The sequence below is a fragment of the Gordonia sp. (in: high G+C Gram-positive bacteria) genome (genome assembly GCF_047600565.1).
Classification (GTDB): Bacteria; Actinomycetota; Actinomycetes; order Mycobacteriales; family Mycobacteriaceae; genus Gordonia.
In genome coordinates this window covers 1,304,953-1,331,127 of sequence record NZ_JASGKN010000001.1, presented here as the reverse complement: position 1 = coordinate 1,331,127, position 26,175 = coordinate 1,304,953, and the positions used below count along the sequence as shown (strand labels likewise).

Genomic DNA, 26,175 nt, shown 5'->3' with positions numbered 1-26,175 from the left:
AGAGCCGAGCGCCTAGGGGGAACTGCGCCGGTGCCGTAGCGAAGGGGAGTTTCAATGCTCATTCAGGAAAAGCAGGTCCGAAGCCGATTGGCCGAGGATTTCGAACCACACATTGACATGTCGGATGCGATTGCTGCCAACCATCCCGAGGAAACTATCGCGCAGATGCGGACGTCTCGTGCGCTAGCTGCCCTGTGTATCGCGGCAAAGGCAAAGATGTCGGCAGCAGAGGCAGCGCAGTGCGTGGTCGATGAATCGGGAGACAGAGGCATAGATGCTGTTGGTGTCTCACTGTCGCAGGAAACTGTCTTCATCGTTCAGGCTAAGACCTCAGGCGGCAGTCCAAGTTTGACTGATGTCCAGAAGTTCATTAGTGGCATAGGGCTAGTTCTGGATTCTAATTGGAGTGCTGTTGGACCCAAGCTCCGGGCGATGAAGGACGACATCGAGAAATCGTTGGACTATCGAAATGCCAGAGTTGTTGTGGTTTATACCCACTTAGGTGAAGGCCGACCAGAGCATCCTGTGCTCGAAGAATCGGACAACTTCAAAGCTGATGTCAATGCGGCTGGCGATATTCTGAGCTTTGAGTACATGGATCTTCGCGAAAACTTCGAGAACCGCAATGTTGCTCAAGGTGAGAGTGCTCTTGATCACGCTCTAGAATTCAAGACATGGAGTACGCTCGGCGAGTATCGGTCCGAGGTGCTGGGATTTGTTTCAGCTATTGAAATAGCGGATCTTGTCGACAATTTTGGTGATCGCCTGTACGACAGAAATATCCGCAAGGTCCTGTCTGAATCCTCAGTAAACGAGGTGTTGGAACAGACGATGTCGAATGAGCCGGATCTATTTTGGTATTTCAATAACGGAATCACTATCGTGGCTAACCGTATCTCGGTCGATCGCTTGCGGCCAAAGAATGCAAATCAGATTTTTGATCTTTCCGGACTTAACGTCGTTAATGGGGCGCAAACGTGCGGCGCAATTTATAGGTCACATACTAGGGGAACTGACCTTGAAGACGTATATGTGACAGTTCGTGTGATCTCAACAGAGGATCGACCTGAGAGCTTTGAGAGTCGAGTTACTCGCTACACGAATACCCAGAATCAGGTCGGCGGTCGAGAGTTCGTCTCTTTGGATCCGTGGCAGCAAGAGCTCCGAGACACACTGCATGCGGAACGGATTCAATACCGATTTAAGACGGGAGATAGGGTAGATACGGATGTATTTACGGACTCCTTCGACCTCGAAGAGGCTACACGCGCTCTTTCCTGCATGATTGGTGTCGGGGAAGCGACCCGTACGAAGAGAGAGATCGGGCGCGCTTGGTCCGATATAAATTCGGATCCGTACCAACGTCTCTTCGATCGAGAGAATGACGCTGCGACGGTTTACAACTGTGTCCGGTTCTGGAGGAATCTGAACAACTCTGCAGAGCTAAAAGCCGAGGAAGTGGACGCGAGAACTGCGAAGATCGTTCGACATTCGACCTACATGGCGACGTCGTTGCTGCTTCAGCTCGCAAAGAATCAGAAGTTCGGTTTTTCCGATATTGATGCAGATGTAAATGCTTGGTTCGAAAATAATAGAGATAAAGTAGACAAGCTGTTCGACGCGATAATTGAGAACCATGAAGAGGTAAATGGAAACGGGTATCCGCAATCCTTCTTCAAGAACGCGACGAAGGTTGAGGATCTTGAGAATGGTGTCAGGGCAGTACTATTCGCTTAGTTGGCTGCGGAACTGCGGTCGAGAGCGATCGTCCGTGACGAGCTCGTCCGAGTCGGCTTTGGAGGACGTCGACACACGGACGCACTTTCCAGTCAGGTGATGACCGTGAAGTGCGGTGTCGTTTGTAGTCACCAGATGACTGGAAAGGACACCGATACGGCGGCACCGAGGTCCAGGTGCACCCTGACCGGCCACGCCGACTCGGTACGGTGGCTGCATGACGAATCCGACCGACGACGTGTCGACCGAGTCACCCGCGCAGGTCACCGGGGAACAGCCGGCGGCGGCACCGGCTCCGCTGCCGTGGCGCAAAGGCCTCACCGTCACCGTGGCGGCGCTGGCCCTGTTCGCGGCGTTCGCTCTCGGTGCGGCGCTGTCCGGCGAACCTCCGCAGAAGCAGGACCCGATCACCGTCACCAGCACCATCTACCGCACCGAGACGTCCACGACCACGCTGCAGCCGTCCCGCAGCCGCCGGTACACGCCGAGCCGGTCGGCGTCGCCGACCTCGGACACCAGCCCGGAGCGGACTCGTCCACGCCCCACCGACGACGAGATCCCCGAGACGCCGTGACCCATCGCCTGTTCTCGTACGGAACACTGCGGCAGCCCGAGGTGCAGGCCGCGCTGTTCGGGCGGTCGGTGCCGACCGTCGACGACGCGCTACCCGGCTACCGGATCGAATGGCTGACGATCACCGATCCCGAGGTCATCGCCACCAGCGGATCGGATCGGCATCCCATCCTGCGTGAGGGTTCACCCGACGACGCCGCGCCCGGCGCGTATCTCGAACTCGACGACGCCGAGCTGAAGGCCGCCGACGACTACGAGGTGGACGACTACGTCCGCACCGCCGTCACCCTCGCTTCCGGCGTCGACGCATGGGCCTACCTGGCCGCCGACGAGAGCTAGAGTCGACGCCATGACGACCCGGACGCTGATCGCGAGCCTGATCGTCGCGGTGTCCGTCCCGGTCCTGGCGGCGTGCGCGACCGCCGGTGGCCCCAAGATCGGCTCGGCACCCCAGGTGGAGGGGCAGAAGCAGTTCGACGGCAACGCCCAGGCCGCTGGTGCCACGCAGGTCGTGAACCTGATCGCGGTCGGCAAGGACGGCGAGGCGGCCTCCGGCTGGACCGTCGATCCGGCTGCTTCCGAACGCGTCTACTGCGATCCGATCACCCCGAGCCGGTCGGCCGTGACACCCGGACTCTACGAATGCAGCCCGAACGCGGCCGGCGCCAACACGTGCTGGGCGTCGTCGACCACCCCGTACGGTCTCCTCTGCGGCATGTCCCCGTGGACGAAGGAACTGCGCCGCTTCACCTCCAACAACGTGCTGACCGCCGTCGGCAAGATCGACGATCCGCAACCGTGGGGTCTGGAACTCGTCGACGGCACCCGCTGCGAACTCCGGCACGGCGGGGCATGGGGTGGACGCTCCGACGATCTTGTCGGCGCCTACAGCTGCGACAAAGACCACGTCTACGTCCTCACCGCGGACGAGCACGCCGTCGACAAGTCGCAGCCCACATGGACGGTCAAGACCGGCGACCTCGGCCGGCCCGACCAGCAGTTCCCGGCCGCGACAGTCGTCGGGGTCCGCACCGCGGTGTTCGCCGCGGCCGCCGACGGATCCGCGGCCTAAGCCGCCGGAGCCTCGTCCAGCGGAACCTCGTCTTCGACGATCCCCAGCGGATGCTCGATCTCGTCCCGCCACAGCTTGGCCGCGAAATAGAAGATCACCGCCAACGGAACCGGCAGCAGGCCGGCGACGATGAACGTCGGCCCGAAACCGATCCAGTGACTGATCGGGGCGGCCAACGCCATCGACACCGGCATCAGCGCCGCCGAGACGAAGAAGTCGAGCGCCGAGATCCGGCCCAGCAGATGTTTCGGGGTGCGGCGCTGCAGCAGCGTGCCCCACAGGACGGCGGGGCCGTCGATCAGCACGCCGATCATGAACGCCGCCACCACGAACCAGACGACGTGATGGGCCCGCCCCATGATGATCAACGGCAGCGACCCGACCGACCACATCGCGAACATCACCGTCAGATAGCGCTTCGGCATGGGGAACGCGCCGAACGCGGCGGCCGCGAGCGCGGCGCCGATACCGAATGCGGCCAGCACCATCGCATGGTCGGAGGCATCGCCGCCGACCCGCTCACGCAGCGCGAACGGCACCAGCACCTCGATCGGACCCATGATCGCCAGCAACTGCAGGGAGTAGAAGAACAGCGACGACCACAGCCACGGCGTGCGCCACATGTAGGCGAAACCTTCACCCAGGTCGCGGACCACGCTCGGCTTCTCGCCGGCGGCGGCTTCGACGGCCTTCGCCTCGGCGTGGTCGGACTCGTCGACGGGCCCCATCACCAGATAGCAGAGGCCGGCCAACGACGACGCGACCGCGCCGACCAGGATCGCGATACCTGGGGAGGAGATGCCGATGATCGCGCCGGCGATCATCGGTCCGGCCGCCTGATAGAGCACCGGCCGCATGAAGCCTTCGACGCCGTTGGCGGCGAGCAGTTGGTCGGCGTGCACGATCCGTGGCAGCAGCGCCGAGTACGCCGGGTAGTACATGCCGGTGGTGATGCCGCCGAGGATCGCGGCGACCAGCAGATGCGGGAAGCTCAGGACGTGCAGCAGGGAGGCGACCGCGACCGACCCGAACGCCAGCAGCTTCACCGCTTCGAGCCCGAACACGATGGTGCGCTGGGAGATCCGGTCGGCGAGCACGCCGCCGAACAGGGTGGCGGCGATCATCGCGACTGCGGTGACGCCGGAGACCAGGGACACTCGTCCCGGTCCGCCGCCGATACCGATGACCTGCCAGACCACGGCGATCAGCCAGATCCCGTCACCGAACAGCGCGAGCGCCAGACCGCCCGCGAGCCAGCGGTACTGGCGCAGCGCGAACGGCGCGAGCGCGCGCGGCAGGCGGGAGGTCGAATCGGTGGTCACCAGGAGATTCTGCCGGAATCGGACGAACAGATGCCAACGGATTTCGGGCGGTGTCAGCGACTAGGCTGAGTCGCGTGTCAGACGGTGCGGACGATCAGCGTTCGACGGTGATCGGGCTGCTCGGGCCGGTGACCGTCGACGGCCTCGCCGTCCCCGGAGTCCGGGCGCGGCGGCTCCTGGCCTCGCTGGCCCTGGCCGACGGCCGGGTGCGGTCGGCCGAGCATCTCATCGACGACGTGTGGGGCGACGACCCGCCCAAGTCGCCCAGCGCGGCCCTGCACACTCAGATCTCCCGGCTCCGCCAGCACCTCGGAGGTGCCGAGATCAGCGGTGTCGCCGGCGGCTACCGCCTCGACGGCGCCACTACCGACCTCGACCTCGCCGAACGTCTCGCGGCCAGTGGTGTCTCCGGCTGGACCGACGACGCCGAAGCCCTGTGGCACGGCACCCCCGGTGACGATCTCGGCGACGACGATCCGGCGCTCGCCGACGAGATCACCGGACGGGCGCGAGCGTTGCGCGCCCGGATCGACCAGCAGCGCGCACACGACGCGCTGGCCGCCGGCGACCATGCCACGGTGCGGGAGCTCGCCGAGCGGCGATGCGCGGCCGACCCGCTCGACGAGGACGCCCATCTCCTGCTGATGAAGGCGCTCGCCGCCCAGGGACAGCGGGCCGAAGCCCTCACCGTGTTCGCCACGCTGCGCCGACGCCTCGCCCACGACCTGGGCATCGACCCCGGACCTGAGATCACCGCCCTGCACACGGCACTGCTCACCGACACACCCGCGGCCGCCGCGCCGCCGCCCCGTACCCGGCCGGTGCCCTCCGGTCTGCGCGCCGAGTCCACGCCGCTGATCGGCCGCGACGACGATCTGGCGGCCCTCGTCGAACTGCTGTCGCAGCACCGGGTGGTGACCGTCCTCGGTCCCGGCGGCATTGGCAAGACCCGGATCGCCAACGCGGTCGGGCTGACGGCCGGCGCCCCTGCAACGGCCGTCCACTTCGTCCCGCTCGCCTCGGTGCGCAACGACGACGACGTCGCTGCCGCACTGGCCGGCGCGTTGGGCGTCGGCGAGGCCGACGTCTCCCCCTCACTCTCCTGCGCACCACCATCAGTGAGGTGACCGCCCTGCTGGCCGAGGCGGTCGCCGGCCGGCCGACCCTGATCATCCTGGACAACTGCGAGCAGGTGATCGACGGTGTCGCCGGCGTCGTCGACGAGCTGGTCGCCGCCGCGTCCGAACTCACGGTGCTCGTCACCAGCCGTGCGCCCCTGCAGATCGCCGCCGAACAGACCTATCAGCTGCCGGTCCTCGCCACCGATGGTGCCGCCCCCGCCGTCGAGCTGTTTCTGCAACGGGCTCGCGCGGTCCGCCCTTCGGCGACCCTCGACCGTGCACGGGTCGCCGAACTGTGCGAGTACCTCGACGGCCTGCCGTTGGCGATCGAACTGGCGGCGGCGCGCGTCCGGACCATGAGCGTCGACGAGATCACCCAGCGCCTGGCCGAACGCTTCACCCTGCTCCGATCGACGGACCGGAGCACCCCCGACCGGCACCGCACCCTGCACGCGGTGATCGAGTGGAGCTGGGAACTACTCACCCCCGACGCGCAACGACTTCTCACGCGGCTCTGCCGATTCCCGGGCGGCTTCGACGCGCAGGCCGCCGCCCGCGTCGGCGGCCTCGACGGAGAAGCCCTCGACGACGCCCTCACCGCGCTCGTCAACCAGTCACTCCTGCAGGTGATCGACGACGGCGACCACGTCCGCTACCGGATGATGGAGATGGTCCGCGAGTTCGGGGAGGAATCCCTCACGTCCGGCGAGGCCGAGACGGTGGACGCCGCGATGGCCGCATGGGCGCGGGACCTGACCGCCGATCTGCGCCGCCGGTTCGATGAAGCGGTGGATCGGGGGATGGTCGAATCGGTCGCCGCCGATGTCGAGAACCTGGTTTGGGTGCTGCGGCGGGCGATGGACGGCGACCCGGTGGACGTCGACACCGTGGTGCACGTCTTCCCGATCCTGTCGGCGTTCTGGTCGGTGCGCGGACTGCACGCCGAGATCGGTGCCTGGGGCGAACGGATCCTCGGCGTGCTGGGTGTTCCGCCGGCCGGCCTCGACGAGGACGCGCGGGAACGGTGGCAGCTGACGGTGATCGCCGCCGGTGCGCCGCTGCTCGCTCAACGATCATCGCGCGGTCTGGCGAAGGCCCGTGGGATCCTGCGCCGTCTGCACCGCCGCGACCTCACGATGTCGCGCCCGGGCGACTTCATCAGTGCTCTCGCCGTGGCCCGGTCCGGGGTGGAGCGGATCCGAATCCTGGAGCTGGCGCCCGACCGTGCCGCCCCCGACGTCCGCGATCTCGCCCTCGGTCTGCGGACCAACGTGCGCGAGAACAGCGGCAATCTGACCGGCGCCATGCGCGACAGCGCCCGCCTGGCCGCCGGCGGTGTCTGGGACCCCTGGGTCGGCGCCATGAACGCGTTGAGCACCGCCAGCCTGCTCGGGCAGCAGGGCCGCTGGGGCGAAGCCGTCGAACACTACCGTGTCGCCGTCGACGGGCTCGACCGGATGGGTGCCACCGACGACGCCGTCCAGGCCCGCTACTTCCTGGCGGTCATGCTCATCACCACCGGTGGTCTCGACGAAGCCGAACAGATCCTGACCTCGGCGTCGGAGATCGACCCCGACCAGCCGCTGCCCGACCAAGGCGACCCGGAGGCCGTCGCCGCCCAGGCCATGTGCTGGGCGGCGTTGCGCACGGCCCGCGGCGGCGACGGCACGGAGCTCTACGCCGGGGCCGCCCGCACCCTGCTGCGTGATCTCGTTCCCGCTCGCGTCGACCCGGGATCGAGCGTCATCCTGGCCAGCGCCGTCTGCGGAGTCGTCCTGGGTGGCCGCACCGAGATCGCGGTGCCCTGGACGGACGCCGTCGCAGGAGCATTGCTCGCTGCACTGACCAATCCGATGTGGCGGGACATCCCGCAACTGGGGTCGTCGGCGCTGGCCGTCGGACTGCTGCTGTCGAGCGACCCGGCATCGGACGTCGACGCCCGCACCGACGGAGCGACACTGATCGCCATCGCCGCGCGACTCGGAGTCCGACAGGACTATCCGGCCGTGCACGATGCGTTGCAGCGCCGCTACGAGTTCGTGGGTGTCGACGACACCGTCTGGACAGACATCGCGCGGCGAACGGAACTGTCGTCCCGTCGCCGCGCGATGGATGAGGCGGTCGGGATCCTCACCCGACGCTTCGGTTCAGATCAGCGCGCCTCGCGGATGTAGGCGGTGACGGCCAGCGGGGCGAAGATCGCGACGATCACCGCGGCACCGACCAGTGACCAGACCACGTCCACTCCGGGATGGCCGGTGTTGCACAGCTCGCGCACCGCAGACACCAGGTGGCTGACCGGGTTGACCTTCACGAAGGCCTGCAGCCAGCCGGGCATGGTGTCGACCGGCACGAAGGCGTTCGACATGAACGTGAGCGGGAACAGGATGAGCATCGAGATGCCCTGCACGGCAGACGCCTTCTTGATCAGGCAGCCCATCAGGGCGAAGATCCACGACACCGCGAAGGCGCAGACGCCGACCAGCAGGATGCTGGCGATCGCGCCGACCGGATTCGGTCGCCATCCGATCGCGAGGCCGACACCGAACGTGATCACCGACGCCACCAGGTAGCGGACGACATCGGCGAGCAGGGCGCCGGCGAGCGGACTGATCCGGGCGATCGGCAGCGACCGGAACCGGTCGAAGACGCCCTTGTCCATGTCCTCACGCAACTGGGTGCCGGTCACCATGGACGTCGTGATGACCGACTGCACCAGGATGCCGGGGATGATCACCGGCAGGTAGCTGTGGACGTTGCCGCTGATCGCTCCACCGAAGATGTAGGTGAACATCAGGGTGAAGATGATCGGCTGGAACACGACGTCGATCAGCTGTTCCGGGTTGTGCCGGATCTTCAGCAGTCCGCGGTAGCCCATGCTTAGGGATTGACGGACGGTGGTGCCCAGGCCGATGGATCCGGTCGCCTCGGTGCGGACGTCGGCGACGGACACCGACGATCGGGGGGTGGGGTTGCGGGGTGTGTCGACGGCGGTGGTCATCGTCAGACCTCCTCTCGGGTGTCGTCGGACTCGTCGGAGTCCTCGGAGGGTGGTTCGTTGCCGGTGATGGTGAGGAAGACCTCGTCGAGCGTCGGCTTCTGCACGTTGAACTCGACGAGCGTGATGCCCTTCTCGCGGAGGGCGATCAGGACGTCGGGCACCAGATCGGAATGGTGGAGCGCGACGGTGACGCGGCCGGCCTCGGGGGAGGGGACCGCGGTGTCGCCGAGCACCTGCTCGGCGATGCGGGCGGTCTCCGGGACGTCCGCGCGATCACTGGGAGTGAGCTGCAGGGTGCTCGCTCCGACCGACTGCTTGAGGTCGTCGGAGGTGCCCTCGGCGATCACCACGCCGCGGTCGATCACCGCGATCCGGTCCGCCAACTGGTCGGCCTCGTCGAGATACTGCGTGGTCAGCAGCACCGTCGAGCCGCCGTCGACCAGCTTGCGGATGGTCGACCACATCTGGGCGCGGGTCCGCGGATCCAGACCGGTCGTCGGCTCGTCGAGGAACAGCAGCGGCGGGGTGTCGACGAGGCTCGCGGCCAGGTCGAGCCGGCGTCGCATGCCGCCGGAGAACTCCTTGAGCGGCCGGTTGGCGGCCTCCTCGAGTGCGAAATCGGTGAGCAGCTCCTCGCCGCGGGCCTTGGCCTTCGCCCGGGAGAAGCCGAGCAGGCGGCCGAACAGCTGCAGGTTCTCCATGGCCGTCAGATCCTCGTCGACGGAGGCGTACTGGCCGGTCACGCCGATCAGTGATCGGACGGCGACGGCGTCGCGGACGACGTCGTAGCCGAAGACCGACGCTTGACCGGCGTCCGGGCGCAGCAGCGTCGCGAGCATGCTGATGGTGGTGGTCTTACCGGCACCGTTGGGTCCGAGGACGCCGTAGACGCTGCCGGCCGGAACCGACAGGCCTTGGTGGCACCGAAATGCTTCACCAGACCGCGGGCGTCGATCGCGAGCTCCGTCGTTGTCGTGTCTCCCCGGCCGTCGAGGCCGAGGGTGGTTGTCTCTGTCATGGAAGCCATCGTGCACCGGTGCGCTGTCGTGGGCCTGTCGTCGTCTTACATCCGCTGTCGCCGGTCAGGCGGCGTGCGGGAGCGGGATGCCGAGGAGGGGCTGCCGGCGGTCGGCGGGATAGGCCCGATCCCAGGGATAGGCCATCGACGCGTCCGGCCACGCCAGCTGCACGGCCGCGAACGCCGGCCCGTACAGCAACCGCGTCACCCGCAGGTCGGAAGAGTCGATGACCTCGACGGGGATGTACGGGAACGCGCTCGACGAGGCGAGATGATCGGCGTCGCCGATCAGCCGGCCGGCGACCTCGTTGAGCTCGACGCAGGCCTTGAGCAGGTCCATGCCGGTGATCACCAGTTCCGGGCGGTCGAACTCGATGAGACCCGTCGTATAGGCGAACGGCGCGTGCTCGTCGTCGCCGTACACCGCGGTCACGCTCCAGTGGCCGGACGCGATCTGGGTCAGGGCGTTCCCGACGAGGTCGCCTCCGCAGTCACAGCGCGGGTCGAAGTCACACATGGCCGGTCTCCTTCACGACAGCAGATCGTCATTCGATCATATGTTCGATCTGCTGGGAAGCGTACGCGCCGGCTACGACACCAAGCTCTGTGCGAGCGCCGACATCGCGTCAGGCGGGGATGCCCCCGCCCAGATTGACCGGGCTGTCGACGATGTTGCCCACGATGCCCTTGATGATTCCGGTGCCGTCGGTGCCCTTCAGGCTCTCGTACCAGGCGTTGGTGGCCTCCGCGTCGTACATGTGCGTCTCGTCGCCGCGGGCGCGGGCGCGCAGCACCAGGTCGCCGGCCCGTTCCGCGCGGATCGCCTCGTACCGCTTGAGCGTGTCGTCGACGCTCAGCGTGTTGGTGGCGACGGCGATCCCCAAGGCGAAACTGTCCTCGAGTGCCGAACAGGCGCCCTGACCGATGTCGGGGGCGGTGTTGTGGGCGGCGTCGCCGAGGATCGCCACACGGCCCTTGGTCCAGTGCGTGAACGGGCTGATGTCCCAGATCTCCACCCTGTTCAGGGACACGTCCGGATCGATGGTGTCGATGAGGGTCTGTACGCCCGGCGCCCACCCGGCGAACTCCGACACCAGGAGGTCCTTGGCGGCGTCGCGCTCGACCACCTTCCCGGACGGCTCGGGGACGTCGAACCAGAAATAGAAGCGGTCGCCCGCCACCGGCATCACGCAGGCGCGCTTGCCGTCGGCGACATAGCTGGTCCACTGGTCCTTCGGGCCGATCGCCTCATCGACCGGGATGAGACCGTTGAAGTTGGTGTAGCCCGAATGCTCGCGTTCGGGAGGAGTCTGTCCGTCCGGGGTCACGTAGTCGCGGGTGATCGAGCGCGCCCCGTCGGCGCCGAGCAGCATGTCGGCGGTGTCGGTGGAGCCGTCGGCGAACGAGACGGTCACGGCGTCGCCGTCGTCGACGATCTTCTCCATCCGCATGCCCAGCCGGATCCGGTCCATGCCGAAGGTCTCCATCAGCAGTGCCTGCAGATCGGCGCGGGCGACCGGATACGGCTTCTGACCGGACTGCTCGGTGACCGGGGCGAGGGAGAATCGGCACAGCTGCTCACCGCTCTTGCCGTCCCGATACGACATGTAATCCATGGCGCCGCCGAGGGCCGCGACCTCCTCGCCCAAGCCGAGCCAGTTGAGAACCTTGACGCCGTTCGACCACAACGACAGAGCGGCGCCGACCGGCTTGTTCTCCCGCATCTGGTCGTAGATGACCACCTCGTGGCCGAGTCGTGCCAGCGCGATTCCCGCACTGGTGCCGCCGATTCCTGCTCCGATGATGATGATCTTCATGAACCGCAAGGTAGGAGCGGTTCGGCCCGGTTTCCGGTCGGGTGACTACAGAATCGGGCGCCGGGTGACGCGGCGCGGTTGGAGGATTCTCCAGGACACCGGTTCGGTCCGACCGTCCGTCTAGACTGGTCGCGTGCCAGGCAGAATCCCCGATCGCGACATCACGGCCATCCGTGAGCAGACGCGGATCGAGGAGGTCATCGGCGAATACGTCGCGCTGCGCCGTGCCGGCGCCGACTCGATGAAGGGCCTGTGCCCGTTCCACGACGAGAAGTCGCCGTCGTTCCACGTCCGCCCCAACCACGGGCACTTCCACTGCTTCGGTTGCGGTGAGGGCGGCGACGTCTACACGTTCCTGCAGAAGCAGGAGCACATCTCGTTCGTCGAGGCCGTCGAGCAGCTCGCCGACCGGATCGGCTACCGCATCAACTACGAGGGCGGCGGCACCGCCATCACCCGCGACCGCGGTACCCGCGCACGTCTCGTCGCCGCCAACGCCGCAGCCCAGCGGTACTACGCCGAACAACTGCGCACCCCCGACGCCCAGGTGGCCCGCGAGTTTCTGAAGGACCGCGGCTTCGACGGGGCGACCGCCGAGAAGTTCGGCTGCGGCTACGCCCCGGCCGGCTGGGACACCATGACCAAGGTGCTGCTGTCGCAGGGCTTCACCTTCGACGAGCTCGAGGCCGCAGGCCTGTCCAAGCAGGGCAAGATGGGCCCGATCGACCGATTCCACCGTCGCCTGCTGTGGCCGATCCGGAACCTGGGCGGCGACGTCATCGGGTTCGGTGCCCGCAAGCTGTTCGACGACGACAACCTCGGCAAGTACATGAACACGCCCGAGACCATGCTCTACAAGAAGTCGCAGGTGCTGTTCGGTCTGGACCTGGCCAAGCGTGACATCGCCAAAGGGCACCAGGTGGTGATCGTCGAGGGCTACACCGACGTGATGGCCATGCACTGCGCCGGCGTCACCACCGCCGTCGCCTCCTGCGGCACGGCCTTCGGTGAGGATCATCTCGCACTGATCCGCCGGCTGATGATGGACGACTCGTACTTCCGCGGCGAAGTCATCTACACCTTCGACGGCGACGCGGCGGGCAAGGCCGCCGCTCTCAAAGCGTTCGAGGGGGAGCAGTCGATCTCCGGGCAGACCTTCGTCGCCGTCGCCCCCGACGGCATGGATCCGTGCGAGCTGCGACAGAGGTCGGGCGACGCCGCCGTCCGCGACCTGATCGCCCGCCGCGTTCCGATGTTCGAGTTCGCCATCAAGGCGATCCTCGGCAACCACGACCTGGACACCGCGGAAGGCCGGGTCGCCGCCCTCCGCGAGACGGTGCCGGTGGTCGCCCGCATCCGGGACGTCGCCCTGCGTGACGAGTACGCCCGCCAGCTGGCGGGCTGGGTCGGCTGGGAGGACGTCGCACAGGTCCTCAGCCGTGTCCGGCAGGAGGCCAAGCGAGGCCGTGGCCCGCAGCGTGGACCGGACCGGTCCCGGCGTCCCGGCCGGGCCGCGACACCCGAGGCCGCGACTCCCGTGCAGACCATCCGTCCACTCGCCAACGACCCGCGGCTCTGGCCGCAGCGTGAAGCACTGAAATCGGCTCTGCAGTACCCGGCGCTGGCCGGCACCGTCTTCGATTCGCTGCCCGTGGAATGCTTCACCGAACCCGCCTATGCCCTCATCCGGCAGGCGGTCGCCGACGCCGGTGGCACCGCGGCCGGCCTGACCGGTGCCGCCTGGGTCGACGCCGTCAACCAGGCCGTCGACAATCCGGCCCTCTCGCCGCTGGTCACGGAGCTGGCCGTCGAAGACATGCCGGTCGAAGAGGACGGCCTTCCCCGGTACATCACCAGCGTGCTGGCACGCTCGCAGGAGGTGTGGGTCGGCGCCCAGATCGCCGACCTCAAGTCCAAGCTGCGCCGCATGTCGCCGAGCACCGACCCGGACGGCTACAACGCGCTGTTCGGCGACCTCGTCGCCCTCGAGTCGTACCGTCGTTCCCTGCTCGAGCAGGCCTTCGACGACGGAGCCGACACCGCCTGAGCTGCCGGCGTCGCCCGACGCTCCGTGAGCTCGTCGAAAGGCCGCGTGTCCGGCCTCGCCGCTTTAGAGTGAGCGGATGACCAGCACCCCCACGACCGTGCGTGAGCTGACCATCCGGGGCATCGTCCTCGGCGGCCTCATCACCCTCGTCTTCACCGCTGCCAACGTCTACCTGGGCCTGAAGGTCGGACTGACGTTCGCGACCGCCATTCCCGCCGCCGTCATCTCGATGGCGGTGCTGCGGTATTTCGCGAACCACTCCATCCAGGAGAACAACATCGTGCAGACGATCGCCTCGGCGGCGGGCACGCTGTCGGCGATCATCTTCGTGCTGCCCGGCCTGATCATGATCGGCTGGTGGCAGGGGTTCCCGTACTGGCAGACCGTCGCGGTGTGCGGCATCGGCGGTGTGCTCGGCGTCATGTACTCGATTCCGCTGCGTCGTGCGCTCGTCACCGGATCGGATCTGCCGTATCCGGAGGGTGTGGCGGCCGCCGAGGTGCTGAAGGTCGGCGACACCGCCGGCGGCGCCGAGGAGAGCCGCGGCGGCATGAAGATGATCATCATGGGCGGCCTGACCGCGGCGTTCTTCTCGCTGCTGGCGTCGCTGAAGGTGCTCAGCAACTCGGTGGCCGGCGCCATCAAGATCGGCAGCGGCGCCACCATGTACGGCGCGAGCCTGTCGATGGCCCTGATCGGTGTCGGTCACCTGGTCGGCGTCTCGGTCGGCATCGCCATGCTCGTCGGCCTGGTCATCTCTTACTTCGTGCTGCTGCCGACGCTGTCGTGGCACAACCTCACCGGCGACGGTGAACTCCTCGACAAGGTGCAGTCGATCTTCTCCAGCGACGTCCGCTACGTCGGTGCCGGCGCCATCGCCGTCGCCGCCGTCTGGACGCTCGTGACCCTAATCGTCCCGATCATCAAGGGCATCGCCGAGTCGGCACGCAGCGCCCGCTCCCGCAAGGGCGGCGACCTGGTCGACATCACCGAACGCGACATCCCCATCCAGTGGGTGGCCGGCGTGACGCTGGTGTCGATGATCCCGATCGGCTACTTGCTGTGGGACTTCCTGCGCGGCACGGTGATCGCCGATCACTCCGGGAAGATGCTCGCGGTGTCGATCATCTTCGTGCTGTTGATCGGCCTCGTGGTCGGCGCGGTGTGCGGCTACATGGCCGGGCTCATCGGATCGTCGAACAGCCCGATCTCGGGTGTCGGCATCCTGGTGGTGCTGATGGCGGCCCTGCTGCTCAAGATGGTGCACCACGGCAGCGGCTCGCAGGATGCTCTCGCGATGACCGCCTACACCCTGTTCACGGCGGCGGTCGTGTTCGGTGTCGCGACCATTTCGAACGACAATCTGCAGGACCTGAAGACCGGCCAGCTGGTCGGCGCCACCCCGTGGAAGCAGCAGGTGGCGCTCATCATCGGCGTCGTGTTCGGTGCGATCGTCATCCCGCCGGTCCTCGAGCTGATGAACAACGCCTTCGGCTTCCAGGGTGCGCCGGGCGCCGGCTCCGACGCGTTGGCCGCTCCGCAGGCGGCCTTGATGTCGTCGCTCGCGCAGGGCGTCTTCGGCGGCGACCTCCCGTGGAACCGCCTGATCACCGGTTTCATCATCGGCGCGGTGATCATCGCGATCGACGAGTTGCTCAAGCGCACCACCAAGTTCCGGCTGCCTCCGCTCGCGGTCGGCATGGGCATGTACCTGCCGATGGCACTGACCCTGATCATCCCGATCGGTGCGTTCATCGGCCGCGCCTACGACAGCTGGGCCGAGCGCACCGGCGGCGACGTGGAACGCAAGAAGCGCATGGGCGTCCTGATGGCGACCGGCCTGATCGTCGGCGAGAGCCTCTTCGGCGTGATCTCGGCCGGCATCATCGCCGGCACCGGCAAGGAAGAGCCCCTCGCCATCGTCGGCGACCAGATGGGTACCGTCCTGCCGCAGATCCTGGGCGTCGAGGTCTTCGTCTGCCTGCTGATCTGGCTGTATGTGACCACCCGGCGCTCGGCGAGCACGTCGCCGTCGAAGACCGACTGACCGCCGGTAGGCTTCGACTCGGCCCGGAACTCCCGGGTGCGGGGCGATAGCTCAGTTGGTTAGAGCCGCGGACTCATAATCCGCTGGTCCCGGGTTCGAGCCCCGGTCGCCCCACCGTGACATCCCTGCCGGCCTCCGGCCGGTGTGGGCCTGCGGCATTCGAGCAAGACCGTCGAAGGCCCACAGAGCCGACAGAACAGAACACGGGATGTCGCTGAGTGTCCAGATTCCCGTGTTCTGTCGTCTCCGGTGGTTCCATGGAGCTCATGCAGAAGATCGTTCCGAACATCTGGTTCGACGGGAACGCGGAGGAAGGTGCCGAGTTCTACGCGTCGGTGCTGCCGAAGACGACTGGATCGGTGATCGCGAGATATCCCACCGACGGGCTGCTCGACTTCCAGAAACCGCTCGCGGGCAAGCCGCTGACCGCAGCGGTCGACATCGACGGCTATCGGATCATCCTGATCAACGCCGGCGACGAGTTCACACCCAACGAATCCATCAGCTTCATGCTGAACTTCGATCCGTCGGTCGACCCCGACGCCCGAGGCACCATCGACCGGGTGTGGGACGGCCTTGCCGACGGCGGACAGGTGGTGAAGGAACTCGGCGAGTATCCGTTCAGCCCCCGCTACGGATGGGTGCGCGACCGGTTCGGCGTCACCTGGCAGTTGATCCTGACCAACCCGGACGGCGATCCACGCCCGTTCGTCATGCCGTCGCTCCTGTTCTGCGGCGACGCCCAGAACCAGGCGAAGCCGTTCATCCGGCAGTACACCTCCCTGTTCGACGACTCCCGGATCGGCATGGTGGTCGACTACACGACCGCGGCCGGCCCGGTTCGCGCCGACTCGGTGATGTTCGGCGACTTCACACTCGCCGGGCAGTGGTTCACCGCGATGGACTCGCTCGACGAGAAGGACTTCACCTTCTCGTGCGGCGTCTCACTCCAGGTGAACTGTGCCGACCAGGCCGAGATCGACCGGTTGTGGGACGCCATCTCCGCGGTCCCCGACGCCGAACGCTGCGGGTGGTGTGCCGACCGGTTCGGGATGAGCTGGCAGATCGTGCCCGCTGACCTGGGCGCGCACATGACGGGACCGGACTCGTACGCCGCGCTGATGGGGATGAAGAAGATCGTCATCGCCGACCTGTGAAGGCGTGCGGGGGCTCGCTTCGACAGGCTCAACGAGCGTTCAGGGGGCTCGCTTCGACAGGCTCAACGAGCGTTGGGGAGGCTCGCTTCGACAGGCTCAACGAGCGTTAGGGGTTCAGCGCCTCCGAGACGAACGAATCCACCCGATGCTTGAGGCCGTCGATCTGGGTGCGCCGGATCGCCTCCAGGTCGGTGCCGCCGTGGAACGCCGGCGGCAGTTTGCGGACGTGCGCGTTGCACGCGAAGTCCTGGCAGACCATCGCGCCGATCGTGTTGCCGCGCCGTCCACGCTCACCGGCTCGCCGCGCCACGTACAGCACGACGTCGTCGTCCAGCTCGAGATCACGGCACCACGCGCACATCGTTCGACGCAGGGGAGTGCGCTCGGCGCGGGTGAGGACCAGCGCCACCGGTACCCCGTCGAACTCGGTCACCACGTAGGCGCGGCGCGGGATCTTCCGGTCGCGCCAACCCAGGAACTCGAGCCGCGAGAAGTCGAGGTCGTTGAAGTCCAGAGGGAAGCTGACGCGATCGATCTCACTGCGCGTCGCACCGCGGAAGGAGGCGAGGATCTGTTCCCGAGTGAGCTGCTGCATGGGTCCGTTTCGAAGGGCTGAGAGTGCGAAGTCCAGATGCCGAAAGGCCCGCGTCAGCGTCGGTGCTGGTCGCGGGCCTTTCGTTGCTCCCCCAATTGGACTCGAACCAATAACCTGCCGATTAACAGTCGGCTGCTCTGCCAATTGAGCTATGGGGGAATGCTCATCTAGAACCGAGAGCAGACTTTATCCCATCGGCGCGGACCCGGCCAAATCGCTGTTCAGGACTCCGAATCCCGAATGCCGGTCGACGAGAGATGCCTGGTCAGCCGGGCGGCGCCGTCGGTGAACTGCAGTGCGACGGCCGCAGCGGCCGCATCGGCGTCACCGGCTTCGTACGCCGCGATCAGACGGTCGTGACTGTTCAGGGCGACCGCCGCCCACTCCGGATCCGACGCGTACATCTGGTGCGGCGTGTATCGCGTCGCACTGAGCAGGAACCAGGCGAGCTTGGTGCTCCCGCTGATCCGGTTGTGGGTCCGGTGGAAGTCGAACTCGGCCTCGGCGATGGCGTCCTGATCGCCGTCGGCGACGGCCGACCGGAGCCGGTCCACCGCCGCCGCCAGTTCGGCGCGCTGATCGGAATCGATCACTCCCGCCGTGCGGCGTGCGATGCGCGCCGCGGCCTCGCCCTGCAGCCAGAAGATGTCCTCGACGTCGGTCCGCGACAGGTCGCCGACCACATAGCCGCGGTGCGGCGCGCTTTCGACCATGCCTTCACCGCGCAAGGTCAGCAGCGCCTCCCGCACCGGGGTCACACTGACGCCCAGTTCGGCGGCCGTCTCATCCATCCGGATGGGAACACCCGGCAGGAGTTCGGCGGTCATGATCTTGTGCCGCAACACCGAGGCGACCTCTTCGGACAGCTGAGGCCGACGCCCCAGCCGCAGAGAGGGGCTAGAGGCCATAGGTCTTGCCGATGACGTCCCGTTGGATCTCATTGGTTCCTCCGTACACCGTGGAGATGATGGCCGCACGCATGAAGCGCTCGGCGTCGAACTCCGTGGCGTAACCGTAACCGCCCATCATCTGCATGCCGTCGATCGTCATGGCTTTGCTGACCTCGGTGGCCTTCAGCTTCACCATCGATGCTTCGCGCGGCATCATCTTCTGCGGGTTCGCATCGGCCTCGGCGGCCACCGAGTAGATCAGCTCCTTGGTGGCGCGGATCTCGGTGGCGTGGTCGGCCATCCGGTGCCGCAGGGCCTGGAAGGTGCCGACCGGTCGCCCGAACTGCTTGCGCTCCTTGATGAAGTTCAGGGTGTAGTCGAACGAGCACTCGGCGAGTCCCAGCTGCATGGCCGCCAGAATCAGGCGTTCGGTGTTCAGGCCCGCCATCAGCTGCCACCAGCCGTTACCGACCTGGCCCACGACGGCCGAGTCCGGCACGAAGCAGTCGGTGAAGTAGAGGTCGTTGACCTCTTTGCCGCCGAGGGTGTCGATGCCCTGGATCTTCAGGCCCTCGGTGCCGGCCGGGATGTGGAACTGGGTGAGGCCCTCGTGCTTCTCGCCGCTGCGGTCGGTGCGGGCGATCAGCAGGATCGACTTGGCGAAGTGGGCGTTGGAGCACCAGGTCTTCTGGCCGTTGATCTTCCAGCCGCCGTCGACCTTCTCGGCCCGGCAGGTCAGGGCGCCCACATCGGAGCCGGCTTCGGGCTCGGACATCGAGATGGACAGCGAGTCGCCCTTGCAGGCGCCGCCGAGCACCTCCTTCTTGAGGTCCTCGTCGGCGAACTTCTGGTAGGCGGCCGCCGTGATCAGGGTGGGGCCGATGCCGCCGATCGGTGCCTGGTTGCGCAGGGCCTGCTCGAGCAGGATGCACATCTCGACGTTGCCGGCGCCGCTGCCGCCGTACTCCTCGGGAAGGATGATGCCGGCCCAGCCGAGGTCGGCCATCTTGCGGTACAGCTCCTCGGAGTGGAGCTCTTCACCGTTCTTGGTGAGTTTGGCGCGCTGCTCGCGGGTGCCTGCCTCGCGCTGACAGAAATCGGCGACGGCCTTGCTGAATTCCTTCTGTTCCGGGGTGAACGCGACCATGGGTGACTCCTTCGAATGACTGGTGTTCCTATCACATATATTTGATAGGACGACGGCGCGCAGGGAGTTCGCAGAATCTCTTTGCATCCCGATGCCCTAGATTGGGGCGCATGGCCAAGAGGAAGAACCAGCCCGAGAAGCCGGCGGACGAGACCGTCGAGCCCACGCCGGAGGCGATCGACGAGCTGGCCGCCGACGACGGCGACGAGGCCGTCGACGTCACCCGGCGCACCGCCGCCGAGCGTGAAGAGCTGCTCGCCGAGAACCGTCGCAACCGCGAGCAGGCCCGCGCAGACGCCGCGAAGAAGGCCGCCAAGCGTCGCACCGTCACGCAAGACGCCGACGGCGACGATGAGGTCGACGTCGCCGATGACGCCGAGGACAGGGTGCCGGGACGCGTGGAGACCGCGCCGACCCGCGGGATCTCCCCGGTGACGATCCTGGCGGCCCTGGCCGGGCTACTCGCCGTGACCACCATCGTGTTCGGCATCCTGGCGTTCCGCGGTGGCGACTCGCTCGGCCCGGACTCGGGTATCGGCCGTGACGCCGTGACCGACGCCAAGAAGTACGCGGTCGACATCGTCACCTACAGCGCGGGCGACTACGCGTCGCTGGACAAACAGATCCGCGATATCTCCACCGACGACTTCGCCAAGCGTTACATCGACGCCTCGCAGCAGGCGCGCAAGGGCAACGACGCGGCCAAGGCGTCGTCCACCGCGAAGGCCCTCGCCGCCGGCCTGCAGTCGATCGACAAACATCAGGCCGTCGTCCTGGTGGCCCTGGATCAGAAGGTGACCTCGCCGGACCTGCCGAGCAGCGGCAAGGACGGCATCGACTACCAGTCGCGGGTACTGGTGACCCTGCAGCGCGACGGCGACCGCTGGGTGCTCTCCGACCTCGCGCCGATCTGATTCGTCGAACGCCGGGTGAAATCCACTGGGCGTCAACGACGTTCACCCTCCCGGTGATCGAACCCGGGTGACTCGGCTCACTTCTGCGTTACGGTATGCGGCAAGCAGCACCGTCGCGAGAGGGATTCATGGCCAGCAAGCCCGAGGCCGTCGCCGGCATCCGGGGCGGCGTCGACGATGCCGGCGTCGCGCGGATCGAGATCGACCGCCCCCGGCAGCTCAACGCCCTGAGCGGTGAGGCATCCGAGCAGATCATCCGGTTGTGCCGTGCCTGGGCGACCGACCCGTCGATCCGGACCGTCGTGATCACCGGAAACGGCGGCTCGTTCAGCGCCGGCGCCGACGTGGCCGGCATGGCCGCAGACGCGCAGGCGAGCGGCGGATTCGATCGCAGTGCCTCCCGCGCCATCATCGAGAACGGGTCGAACCTGGTGTCCGCGGTCCGCGACCTGCCCATGCCGGTGATCGCCGTGGTCGACGGTCCCGCCGTCGGCATCGGAGCCTCCCTGGCAGTCGCCGCCGACCTGATCTACGCCAGCGCCCGGAGCTACTTCCTGCTGCCGTTCGTACAGATCGGTCTCATGCCCGACGGCGCCGCCAGCGCCACGTTCACCGCCTCGCTGGGGCGCGCCCGCGCCAACGCGATGGCGCTGCTCGGCGAGAAGCTGTGGGCCACCGAAGCACTCGAGCAGGGGCTGATCAACGGCGTCGTCGAAGAACCGGAAGCGCTCGAACCCCTCGTCTCCCGCGTCGTGGGCCGCCTGACGCACGCGTCGGCGCCGGCCCTGCGCTGGACGAAAGCAGCCATGGACGGCTACTCGCTGGACGGCTACTCCGCCGCCATCGACCGCGAGATCGCCGGCCAGACCGAACTGCTGCAGTCACCCGAATTCCAGGCGGCGCTCGCAGCGTTCGCCGCCCAGCACACCCGCTGACCCCGTCACCGATCCCACAAGGAGCAACCATGACCGCCGGCACCGCCACCAACAGCCTCGGCCTCGCCCTCGACTCCGAGCCCACCCGTTCGCGCCGCAACCACTGGAACAACCAGGTGCGACGCCATGCGGCCATGACGCCCGACAAGCCGGCACTCAAGTTCATGGGGTCGGTCACCACGTGGTCGGAACTCGACGACCGCGTGCGCCGGCTGGCCGCCGCCCTGCGCCGCCGGGGCGTCGGCTTCGGCGATCGCATCCTGGTGGTGATGCTCAACCGCAGCGAATACGTCGAAACCGTGTTCGCGGCCAATCTCGTCGGCGCCATCCCGGTGCCGGTGAACATCCGCATGACACCACCGGAGATCGCCTTCCTGGTCCAGGACTCGGGAGCCGAGATGATCGTCACCGAATCGCTGCTGGCGCCGCTCGCCGACGCCGTCGCCGCCATGACCGGGACGATCCGGAACGTCGTGGTCGTCGGGGACACCGACGACAAGCACCTGAAGTACGAGGACCTGGCCGCCGAAGACGCCTCCGACCTGCCGGAGATCGACGTGCCCGAGGACACCGTCGCGCTCATCATGTACACGTCCGGCACCACCGGCAAACCCAAGGGCGCCATGCTCACCCACGAGAACATGCAGGCCCAGGCGCTCACCTGCATCCAAGCGCTGGGCACCAAGCCCGACGACATCGGATCGTGTGTGGCACCCATGTTCCACATCGCCGGTCTCGGCGCGATGGCGCCGCTGTTCTACATGGGCGCACTCTCGCTGATCCATCCGCTGGGTGCCTTCGACCCCAACGACCTCCTGGACCTGATGGAGGCCGAGGGCACCACCTCGATCTTCCTCGTGCCGGCGCAATGGCAGGCCGTCTGCGCTGCTCAGCAGGCCAAGAAGCGGAATCTGCAGCTGCGCGTCATGTCGTGGGGCGCGGCCCCGGCGTCGGACACCGTGCTGCAGGCCATGAACGACACCTTCCCGGACGCCGCCAACGTCGCCGTGTTCGGGCAGACCGAGATGTCGCCGATCACCTGCGTCCTCGAAGGCAAGGACGCGCGACGCAAGATCGGCTCCATCGGCCAAGTGGTGCCCGCGGTGACCGCGCGCATCGTCGATCCGCTCGGCGAGGACGTCGCACCCGGCGAGGTCGGCGAGATCGTCTACCGCGGACCGAACCTGATGGTCGGCTACTGGCAGAACCCGGAAGGGACCGCCGACGCGTTCCGCGGCGGATGGTTCCACTCCGGCGATCTGGTCCGCGCCGACGACGAGGGCTTCCTCTACGTGGTCGACCGCGCCAAGGACATGATCATCTCCGGCGGCGAGAACATCTACTGCGCCGAAGTGGAGAACGTCCTGTTCTCTCACCCGAAGATCTCCGAGGCCGCGATCATCGGCCGCGCCGACCAGAAGTGGGGTGAGGTGCCGGTGGCCGTCGTCGTGCCCGCGACAGGAGTCGACGACCTCACGCTCGCCGACATCGAGCCGTTCCTGAACGAGAATCTGGCCCGGTTCAAACACCCCAAGGATCTCGTGGTGGTCGACGAACTGCCCCGCAACGCGGGCGGCAAAGTGGTCAAGCCGAAGCTGCGCGAAGAGTTCGGTTCCAAAGATGCTGGCCTGGCTGACTGATTCTTCGGTGACCAGCGGGTACGCTTAACGAGCTTTGACCGGTCGTGGCGGCCCGAGGACGTGGTGCGCCGACCGGCCTTACTTGGAGGAAGAATGGCAGACAACAAGGCCCGTCGGCAGCGCGCCGCGGATCTCGCAATGGCGACCGACAGCGACACCGCACCCGGTACCGCATTCGTCGCGACGCCGGAGGCGAAGAAGAAGGCCCTGACGTACCGCATCATCGCGGCCGTCCTGTGGGTCGCCTCGATCGCGGTCGAGGTCTACGTGATCTGGAAGATCCTGCTCGCCCACGACACGGGCGACCACATGACCCTGCTGATCATTCTGCTGGTCGTGATGGCCGCGCTGACCCTGATCGGCGCGTACTTCTGGCGCAAGGCCAACCACATCGATCCGGCCTCCGCACAGGAGAAGTTCCGGTTCTTCGTGCAGAACCAGCTCGGCGCCATCATCGCCGTGATCGCGTTCCTGCCGATCATCGTCCTGATCTTCACCGACAAGGACCTGAGCGGTAAGCAGAAGGGCCTCCTGGGCGGTCTGGCCATTCTGATCGGCGCCGCCGTGGTCGCCGGTTCGGCCGACTGGGATCCTGCCTCGCAGGAGGGCTACAGCACCGACAACAACATCGTCAACCAGATCACCAACCCGAAGGGCGTCGTCTGGTACTCGCCGACCGGCAGCACGTACCACGTCTGCAAGGACGGTGCGACGATCACCGGCCACGTCAACCCCGACAAGGTCGTGTCCGGCACGGTGGACGAGGCTCGCGCGGCGGGCGCCAAGCGTCTGACCAAGAGCTGGGAGCCGGAGGCCCGCCTGCACTGCGGCGTTCCCCAGGCGACCATCGACAACATCCTCAACGGCGGCACCGGCCTGACCTCCGGTGACCTCGACGAGACCGTCGACGATCCGAGCATCGTGCACGCTCCGGCCACCTCGGGCGCGCCGGTTCCGACCAGCGTCGTTCCCGCTCCGGTGAGCAGCGCTCCGGTTCCGGTTCCGGCCGGCTGATCGGTTCACTCCGACACAGGCCACGAGGGCCCCGTTCGCCACGGCGAGCGGGGCCCTCGTGCATGCGGGGTCCGGCGTAGGCTGCGGGACGTGGACGCACTGCAGAGCCTCGCGGACTGGCCGGTCGACAACGTGTCGGCGGCGCTGCTGACCGACGGGGGCGTCACGACCTACGGCGACCGGCAGCGGGTGTATCCACTCGCTTCGGTCACCAAACTCCTGGTCGCGCAGGCCGTGCTGGTGGCTGTGGAGGAGGGGGCGCTCGATCTCGACGATCCGGCCGGACCGCCCGGGTCCACGGTCGCGCACCTGCTGGCGCACGCCTCGGGCCTGGCCTTCGACACCCGGGACGCGATCGCCGAGCCGGGCACCCAGCGGATCTATTCGTCCGCCGGTTACGACGTGCTCGCCGAGACGGTCGAACAGGCGACCGGATTCGGCTTCGCCGACTATCTGCGTGAGGCGGTCGCCGACCCGCTCGGCATGGCGTCGACGACCCTGGACGGGCCGGCCGGGCACGGGGCGTCGTCCTGTGTGGACGATCTGACCGCGTTCGCCGCCGACCTCACCGACCCGCGTCTCCTGTCGCCGCAGACGGCGCTGGCTGCCCGCACGGTGCACTTTCCCGGGCTCGACGGGTTCGTGCCGGGCTACGGCAAGCAGCGCCCCAACGATTGGGGGCTGGGACCGGAGATCCGCGGCGGCAAGTCGCCGCACTGGACGGCGCGAACCGGTTCACCGAACACGTTCGGCCACTTCGGTCAGTCGGGAACGTTCCTGTGGGTGGACCCGGAACGACAGGCCGCGTGCATCGTCCTCACCGACCGCGCGTTCGGCGCGTGGGCCAAACCGCTGTGGAGCGACTTCAACACCGCCGTGGTGGCCGAACTCGACGGCTGACTCCACTACGCTTCCTTCGAAGCCATTCGACAGGGGAGCGGAACCGGCATGCGCGATCTGACCAGCGACGATCTCGGCAATCTGATGGCGTTGTTCGCCGTCCTGCTGCTCGCGTTCGCCGCGAACTTCCAGCTGTCCCGCAAGGTGGTGCGTCGGCATCGGCGCACCGCGCTGTTCTCGGTGATCGTCACCGTCATCGCACTGCTTCTCACCTGGGTGGCCATCTGGAGCCCGTCGGCCTGGGAACAGATCGACGATATGCTGGTGCTGGTGCCCGGATCCCTGGCGATCCTGTGTGCGGTGGTGCTGACCGTCGAGTCGGTGATCGGGCGCGCGCTGACGATCATCGAGGTCGAACGGGAGGACCGCCGCAAGGCCGAGCAGCAGAACCAGGAACTGCCGGAGGTGCCGTCCTGGATCGACGAGGTCTCGGCGAAGAAGACTCCGACGACAACGCCGAAGACCGGTACGGAGAGGGTCTAGCCGACCCGCTGGTGCAGCCAGGTCACCTCGGCGCCCACTCCGCCCATGCGGTACGGCTCGAGGGCCTCGTCCCAGGCGGTGCCGAGCGCGGACTCGATCTCGCCGGCCAGGCCGAAGCTGTCGGGCTGGGAGTCGAGGAGGGCGCGCAGGCGCATCTCGGACAGGATGACGTCGCCGTTGGCCATCGTCTGGCCGTGCCACAGGCCCAGACCGGGGACGTAGGCGAAGCGTTCGCCGTCGACGCCGTCGCTCGGGTTCTCGGTGACCTCGAAGTAGATGCCGGACCATTCGCGCAGCGCGTTGGTGAGCCGGGCGGCGGTCCCCACCGGGCCGGTCCAGTCCACCGTGGCGCGCATACGTCCGGGTTCCGCGTCCTGCGCCGACCACTTGAGGTCCGCGCGCGCGTTCAGGGTCGACGACAGTGCCCACTCCACATGCGGGCACAGCGCGACCGGAGCGGCGTGGATGTAGACCACTCCGCTCGTCATCTCCGCAAACTGATTCAGATTGCGCACTGTCTTTCACCTCCGAGTCGACGAGGAACGTCTTCCCCAACACACCGCATCGCACCGGAAGTTCAGTTGTTGTTTCTGATTATGCCTGGAGTGACATCTGTTGCGCTAGTACTTTCTTGAGACTTCCGGCGTGTCGTGAGGTCGGAGTGTCGCCGAAACTGATAGCAGGAGCGGATCCTGCGCCTCGCGGGTGGCCCAGGGAGTCGCAGGACGTCTCAGGTCCAGCCGGC

General features: G+C 67.0%; 23 protein-coding genes, 2 tRNA genes and 1 pseudogene. 16 read left to right on the top strand and 10 right to left on the bottom strand.

From position 1 onward, the window contains the following. Positions 1–54 precede the first annotated feature (54 nt). The 4 genes from QM774_RS06435 to QM774_RS06420 all read left to right on the top strand — a co-directional run bounded on the left by QM774_RS06435 (position 55) and on the right by QM774_RS06420 (position 3,382). Positions 55–1,737 (top strand): AIPR family protein, encoded by a 1,683-nt coding sequence (locus QM774_RS06435; RefSeq protein ID WP_414975085.1) that lies wholly within the window; start codon positions 55–57, stop codon positions 1,735–1,737. Between the two features lie 217 nt (positions 1,738–1,954). Next, positions 1,955–2,311, top strand: coding sequence for a hypothetical protein (locus QM774_RS06430; RefSeq protein WP_414975084.1), 357 nt, complete (start codon positions 1,955–1,957; stop codon positions 2,309–2,311). Next, entirely contained in the window at positions 2,308–2,649 is a 342-nt protein-coding gene (locus tag QM774_RS06425; RefSeq protein ID WP_414975083.1) for a gamma-glutamylcyclotransferase family protein, read from the top strand. Before QM774_RS06430 ends, QM774_RS06425 begins: the two co-directional genes overlap by 4 nt. 10 nt (positions 2,650–2,659) lie before the next feature. Then, positions 2,660–3,382 carry a hypothetical protein gene (locus tag QM774_RS06420; protein WP_414975082.1) on the top strand — a complete coding sequence of 241 codons (723 nt, stop codon included), beginning with the start codon at positions 2,660–2,662 and terminating at the stop codon, positions 3,380–3,382. Here QM774_RS06420 and QM774_RS06415 read toward each other — a convergent pair. After that, positions 3,379–4,704, bottom strand: coding sequence for an MFS transporter (locus QM774_RS06415; RefSeq protein WP_414975081.1), 1,326 nt, complete (start codon positions 4,702–4,704; stop codon positions 3,379–3,381). The two genes, QM774_RS06420 and QM774_RS06415, sit on opposite strands and share 4 nt — an antisense overlap. A gap of 74 nt (positions 4,705–4,778) precedes the next feature. Here QM774_RS06415 and QM774_RS06410 point away from each other — a divergent pair, with 74 nt between their 5' ends. Both QM774_RS06410 and QM774_RS06405 read left to right on the top strand, forming a co-directional pair. Beyond that, positions 4,779–5,831, top strand: coding sequence for an AfsR/SARP family transcriptional regulator (locus QM774_RS06410; RefSeq protein WP_414975080.1), 1,053 nt, complete (start codon positions 4,779–4,781; stop codon positions 5,829–5,831). Then, positions 5,828–7,999 carry an ATP-binding protein gene (locus QM774_RS06405; protein WP_414975079.1) on the top strand — a complete coding sequence of 724 codons (2,172 nt, stop codon included), beginning with the start codon at positions 5,828–5,830 and terminating at the stop codon, positions 7,997–7,999. Before QM774_RS06410 ends, QM774_RS06405 begins: the two co-directional genes overlap by 4 nt. Here QM774_RS06405 and QM774_RS06400 read toward each other — a convergent pair. The 4 genes and pseudogenes from QM774_RS06400 to hpxO form a co-directional block, all read right to left on the bottom strand. Beyond that, a complete protein-coding gene (locus tag QM774_RS06400; protein ID WP_414975078.1) occupies positions 7,978–8,826 on the bottom strand; it encodes an ABC transporter permease in 849 nt (282 codons plus the stop codon). The genes QM774_RS06405 and QM774_RS06400 overlap by 22 nt on opposite strands. Positions 8,827–8,828: 2 nt before the next feature. Further along, positions 8,829–9,844, bottom strand: a pseudogene (locus tag QM774_RS06395) (ATP-binding cassette domain-containing protein). Between the two features lie 64 nt (positions 9,845–9,908). After that, positions 9,909–10,361: a DUF4262 domain-containing protein gene (locus QM774_RS06390; RefSeq protein ID WP_414975077.1), complete on the bottom strand. Its 453-nt coding sequence runs from the start codon at positions 10,359–10,361 to the stop codon at positions 9,909–9,911. A gap of 109 nt (positions 10,362–10,470) precedes the next feature. After that, on the bottom strand, positions 10,471–11,661 hold the full coding sequence (hpxO, locus tag QM774_RS06385) for an FAD-dependent urate hydroxylase HpxO (protein ID WP_414975076.1): 1,191 nt from the start codon (positions 11,659–11,661) through the stop codon (positions 10,471–10,473). 133 nt (positions 11,662–11,794) lie between these two features. Between hpxO and dnaG the strand changes: the two genes are divergently transcribed. From dnaG to QM774_RS06365, 4 genes are all read left to right on the top strand, one after another. Next, positions 11,795–13,708, top strand: coding sequence for a DNA primase (dnaG, locus tag QM774_RS06380; protein WP_414975075.1), 1,914 nt, complete (start codon positions 11,795–11,797; stop codon positions 13,706–13,708). Positions 13,709–13,784: 76 nt separating this feature from the next. After that, positions 13,785–15,755: an OPT family oligopeptide transporter gene (locus tag QM774_RS06375; protein ID WP_414975074.1), complete on the top strand. Its 1,971-nt coding sequence runs from the start codon at positions 13,785–13,787 to the stop codon at positions 15,753–15,755. 40 nt (positions 15,756–15,795) lie between these two features. After that, positions 15,796–15,869: transfer RNA gene (locus QM774_RS06370), tRNA-Ile, on the top strand. 152 nt (positions 15,870–16,021) lie between these two features. Further along, the gene (locus QM774_RS06365; RefSeq protein WP_414975073.1) at positions 16,022–16,912 is read left to right on the top strand and encodes a VOC family protein; all 891 of its coding nucleotides are present in this window, start codon (positions 16,022–16,024) and stop codon (positions 16,910–16,912) included. Between the two features lie 106 nt (positions 16,913–17,018). On the opposite strand, the gene QM774_RS06360 is transcribed toward QM774_RS06365, so the two are convergent. The 4 genes from QM774_RS06360 to QM774_RS06345 form a co-directional block, all read right to left on the bottom strand. Beyond that, entirely contained in the window at positions 17,019–17,507 is a 489-nt protein-coding gene (locus tag QM774_RS06360; protein WP_414975072.1) for an FBP domain-containing protein, read from the bottom strand. Between the two features lie 86 nt (positions 17,508–17,593). Further along, positions 17,594–17,666, bottom strand: a tRNA-Asn gene (locus QM774_RS06355). A 62-nt stretch (positions 17,667–17,728) separates the two neighbouring features. Next, positions 17,729–18,448 (bottom strand): GntR family transcriptional regulator, encoded by a 720-nt coding sequence (locus QM774_RS06350; protein ID WP_414975071.1) that lies wholly within the window; start codon positions 18,446–18,448, stop codon positions 17,729–17,731. After that, positions 18,405–19,544, bottom strand: a complete 1,140-nt coding sequence (locus QM774_RS06345) for an acyl-CoA dehydrogenase family protein (protein ID WP_414975070.1) — start codon at positions 19,542–19,544, stop codon at positions 18,405–18,407. Before QM774_RS06345 ends, QM774_RS06350 begins: the two co-directional genes overlap by 44 nt. 110 nt (positions 19,545–19,654) lie before the next feature. Between QM774_RS06345 and QM774_RS06340 the strand changes: the two genes are divergently transcribed. From QM774_RS06340 to QM774_RS06315, 6 genes are all read left to right on the top strand, one after another. Then, a complete protein-coding gene (locus tag QM774_RS06340) occupies positions 19,655–20,458 on the top strand; it encodes a hypothetical protein (protein WP_414975069.1) in 804 nt (267 codons plus the stop codon). A gap of 128 nt (positions 20,459–20,586) precedes the next feature. After that, the gene (locus QM774_RS06335; protein WP_414975068.1) at positions 20,587–21,393 is read left to right on the top strand and encodes an enoyl-CoA hydratase-related protein; all 807 of its coding nucleotides are present in this window, start codon (positions 20,587–20,589) and stop codon (positions 21,391–21,393) included. A gap of 29 nt (positions 21,394–21,422) precedes the next feature. Continuing rightward, positions 21,423–23,033, top strand: a complete 1,611-nt coding sequence (gene fadD5 / locus QM774_RS06330) for a fatty-acid--CoA ligase FadD5 (RefSeq protein WP_414975067.1) — start codon at positions 21,423–21,425, stop codon at positions 23,031–23,033. 93 nt (positions 23,034–23,126) lie between these two features. Beyond that, complete coding sequence (locus QM774_RS06325; RefSeq protein ID WP_414975066.1) at positions 23,127–24,047, top strand: hypothetical protein; 921 nt, start codon at positions 23,127–23,129, stop codon at positions 24,045–24,047. A gap of 90 nt (positions 24,048–24,137) precedes the next feature. Next, entirely contained in the window at positions 24,138–24,947 is an 810-nt protein-coding gene (locus tag QM774_RS06320; RefSeq protein WP_414975065.1) for a serine hydrolase domain-containing protein, read from the top strand. 48 nt (positions 24,948–24,995) lie between these two features. Further along, positions 24,996–25,430: a hypothetical protein gene (locus QM774_RS06315; RefSeq protein WP_414975064.1), complete on the top strand. Its 435-nt coding sequence runs from the start codon at positions 24,996–24,998 to the stop codon at positions 25,428–25,430. On the opposite strand, the gene QM774_RS06310 is transcribed toward QM774_RS06315, so the two are convergent. Beyond that, positions 25,427–25,945 carry a DUF3145 domain-containing protein gene (locus tag QM774_RS06310; RefSeq protein WP_414975063.1) on the bottom strand — a complete coding sequence of 173 codons (519 nt, stop codon included), beginning with the start codon at positions 25,943–25,945 and terminating at the stop codon, positions 25,427–25,429. The two genes, QM774_RS06315 and QM774_RS06310, sit on opposite strands and share 4 nt — an antisense overlap. Positions 25,946–26,175 lie beyond the last annotated feature (230 nt).

Excerpts from the sequence above, each read along its gene's own strand:
- QM774_RS06435 (WP_414975085.1), top strand. The coding sequence starts at position 55 with ATGCTCATTCAGGAAAAGCAGGTCCGAAGCCGATTGGCCGAGGATTTC.
- QM774_RS06430 (WP_414975084.1), top strand. The coding sequence starts at position 1,955 with ATGACGAATCCGACCGACGACGTGTCGACCGAGTCACCCGCGCAGGTC.
- QM774_RS06420 (WP_414975082.1), top strand. The coding sequence starts at position 2,660 with ATGACGACCCGGACGCTGATCGCGAGCCTGATCGTCGCGGTGTCCGTC.
- QM774_RS06400 (WP_414975078.1), bottom strand. The coding sequence starts at position 8,826 with ATGACCACCGCCGTCGACACACCCCGCAACCCCACCCCCCGATCGTCG.
- QM774_RS06390 (WP_414975077.1), bottom strand. The coding sequence starts at position 10,361 with ATGTGTGACTTCGACCCGCGCTGTGACTGCGGAGGCGACCTCGTCGGG.
- hpxO (WP_414975076.1), bottom strand. The coding sequence starts at position 11,661 with ATGAAGATCATCATCATCGGAGCAGGAATCGGCGGCACCAGTGCGGGA.
- QM774_RS06375 (WP_414975074.1), top strand. The coding sequence starts at position 13,785 with ATGACCAGCACCCCCACGACCGTGCGTGAGCTGACCATCCGGGGCATC.
- QM774_RS06365 (WP_414975073.1), top strand. The coding sequence starts at position 16,022 with ATGCAGAAGATCGTTCCGAACATCTGGTTCGACGGGAACGCGGAGGAA.
- QM774_RS06360 (WP_414975072.1), bottom strand. The coding sequence starts at position 17,507 with ATGCAGCAGCTCACTCGGGAACAGATCCTCGCCTCCTTCCGCGGTGCG.
- QM774_RS06350 (WP_414975071.1), bottom strand. The coding sequence starts at position 18,448 with ATGAGATCCAACGGGACGTCATCGGCAAGACCTATGGCCTCTAGCCCC.
- QM774_RS06345 (WP_414975070.1), bottom strand. The coding sequence starts at position 19,544 with ATGGTCGCGTTCACCCCGGAACAGAAGGAATTCAGCAAGGCCGTCGCC.
- QM774_RS06340 (WP_414975069.1), top strand. The coding sequence starts at position 19,655 with ATGGCCAAGAGGAAGAACCAGCCCGAGAAGCCGGCGGACGAGACCGTC.
- QM774_RS06335 (WP_414975068.1), top strand. The coding sequence starts at position 20,587 with ATGGCCAGCAAGCCCGAGGCCGTCGCCGGCATCCGGGGCGGCGTCGAC.
- fadD5 (WP_414975067.1), top strand. The coding sequence starts at position 21,423 with ATGACCGCCGGCACCGCCACCAACAGCCTCGGCCTCGCCCTCGACTCC.
- QM774_RS06325 (WP_414975066.1), top strand. The coding sequence starts at position 23,127 with ATGGCAGACAACAAGGCCCGTCGGCAGCGCGCCGCGGATCTCGCAATG.
- QM774_RS06315 (WP_414975064.1), top strand. The coding sequence starts at position 24,996 with ATGCGCGATCTGACCAGCGACGATCTCGGCAATCTGATGGCGTTGTTC.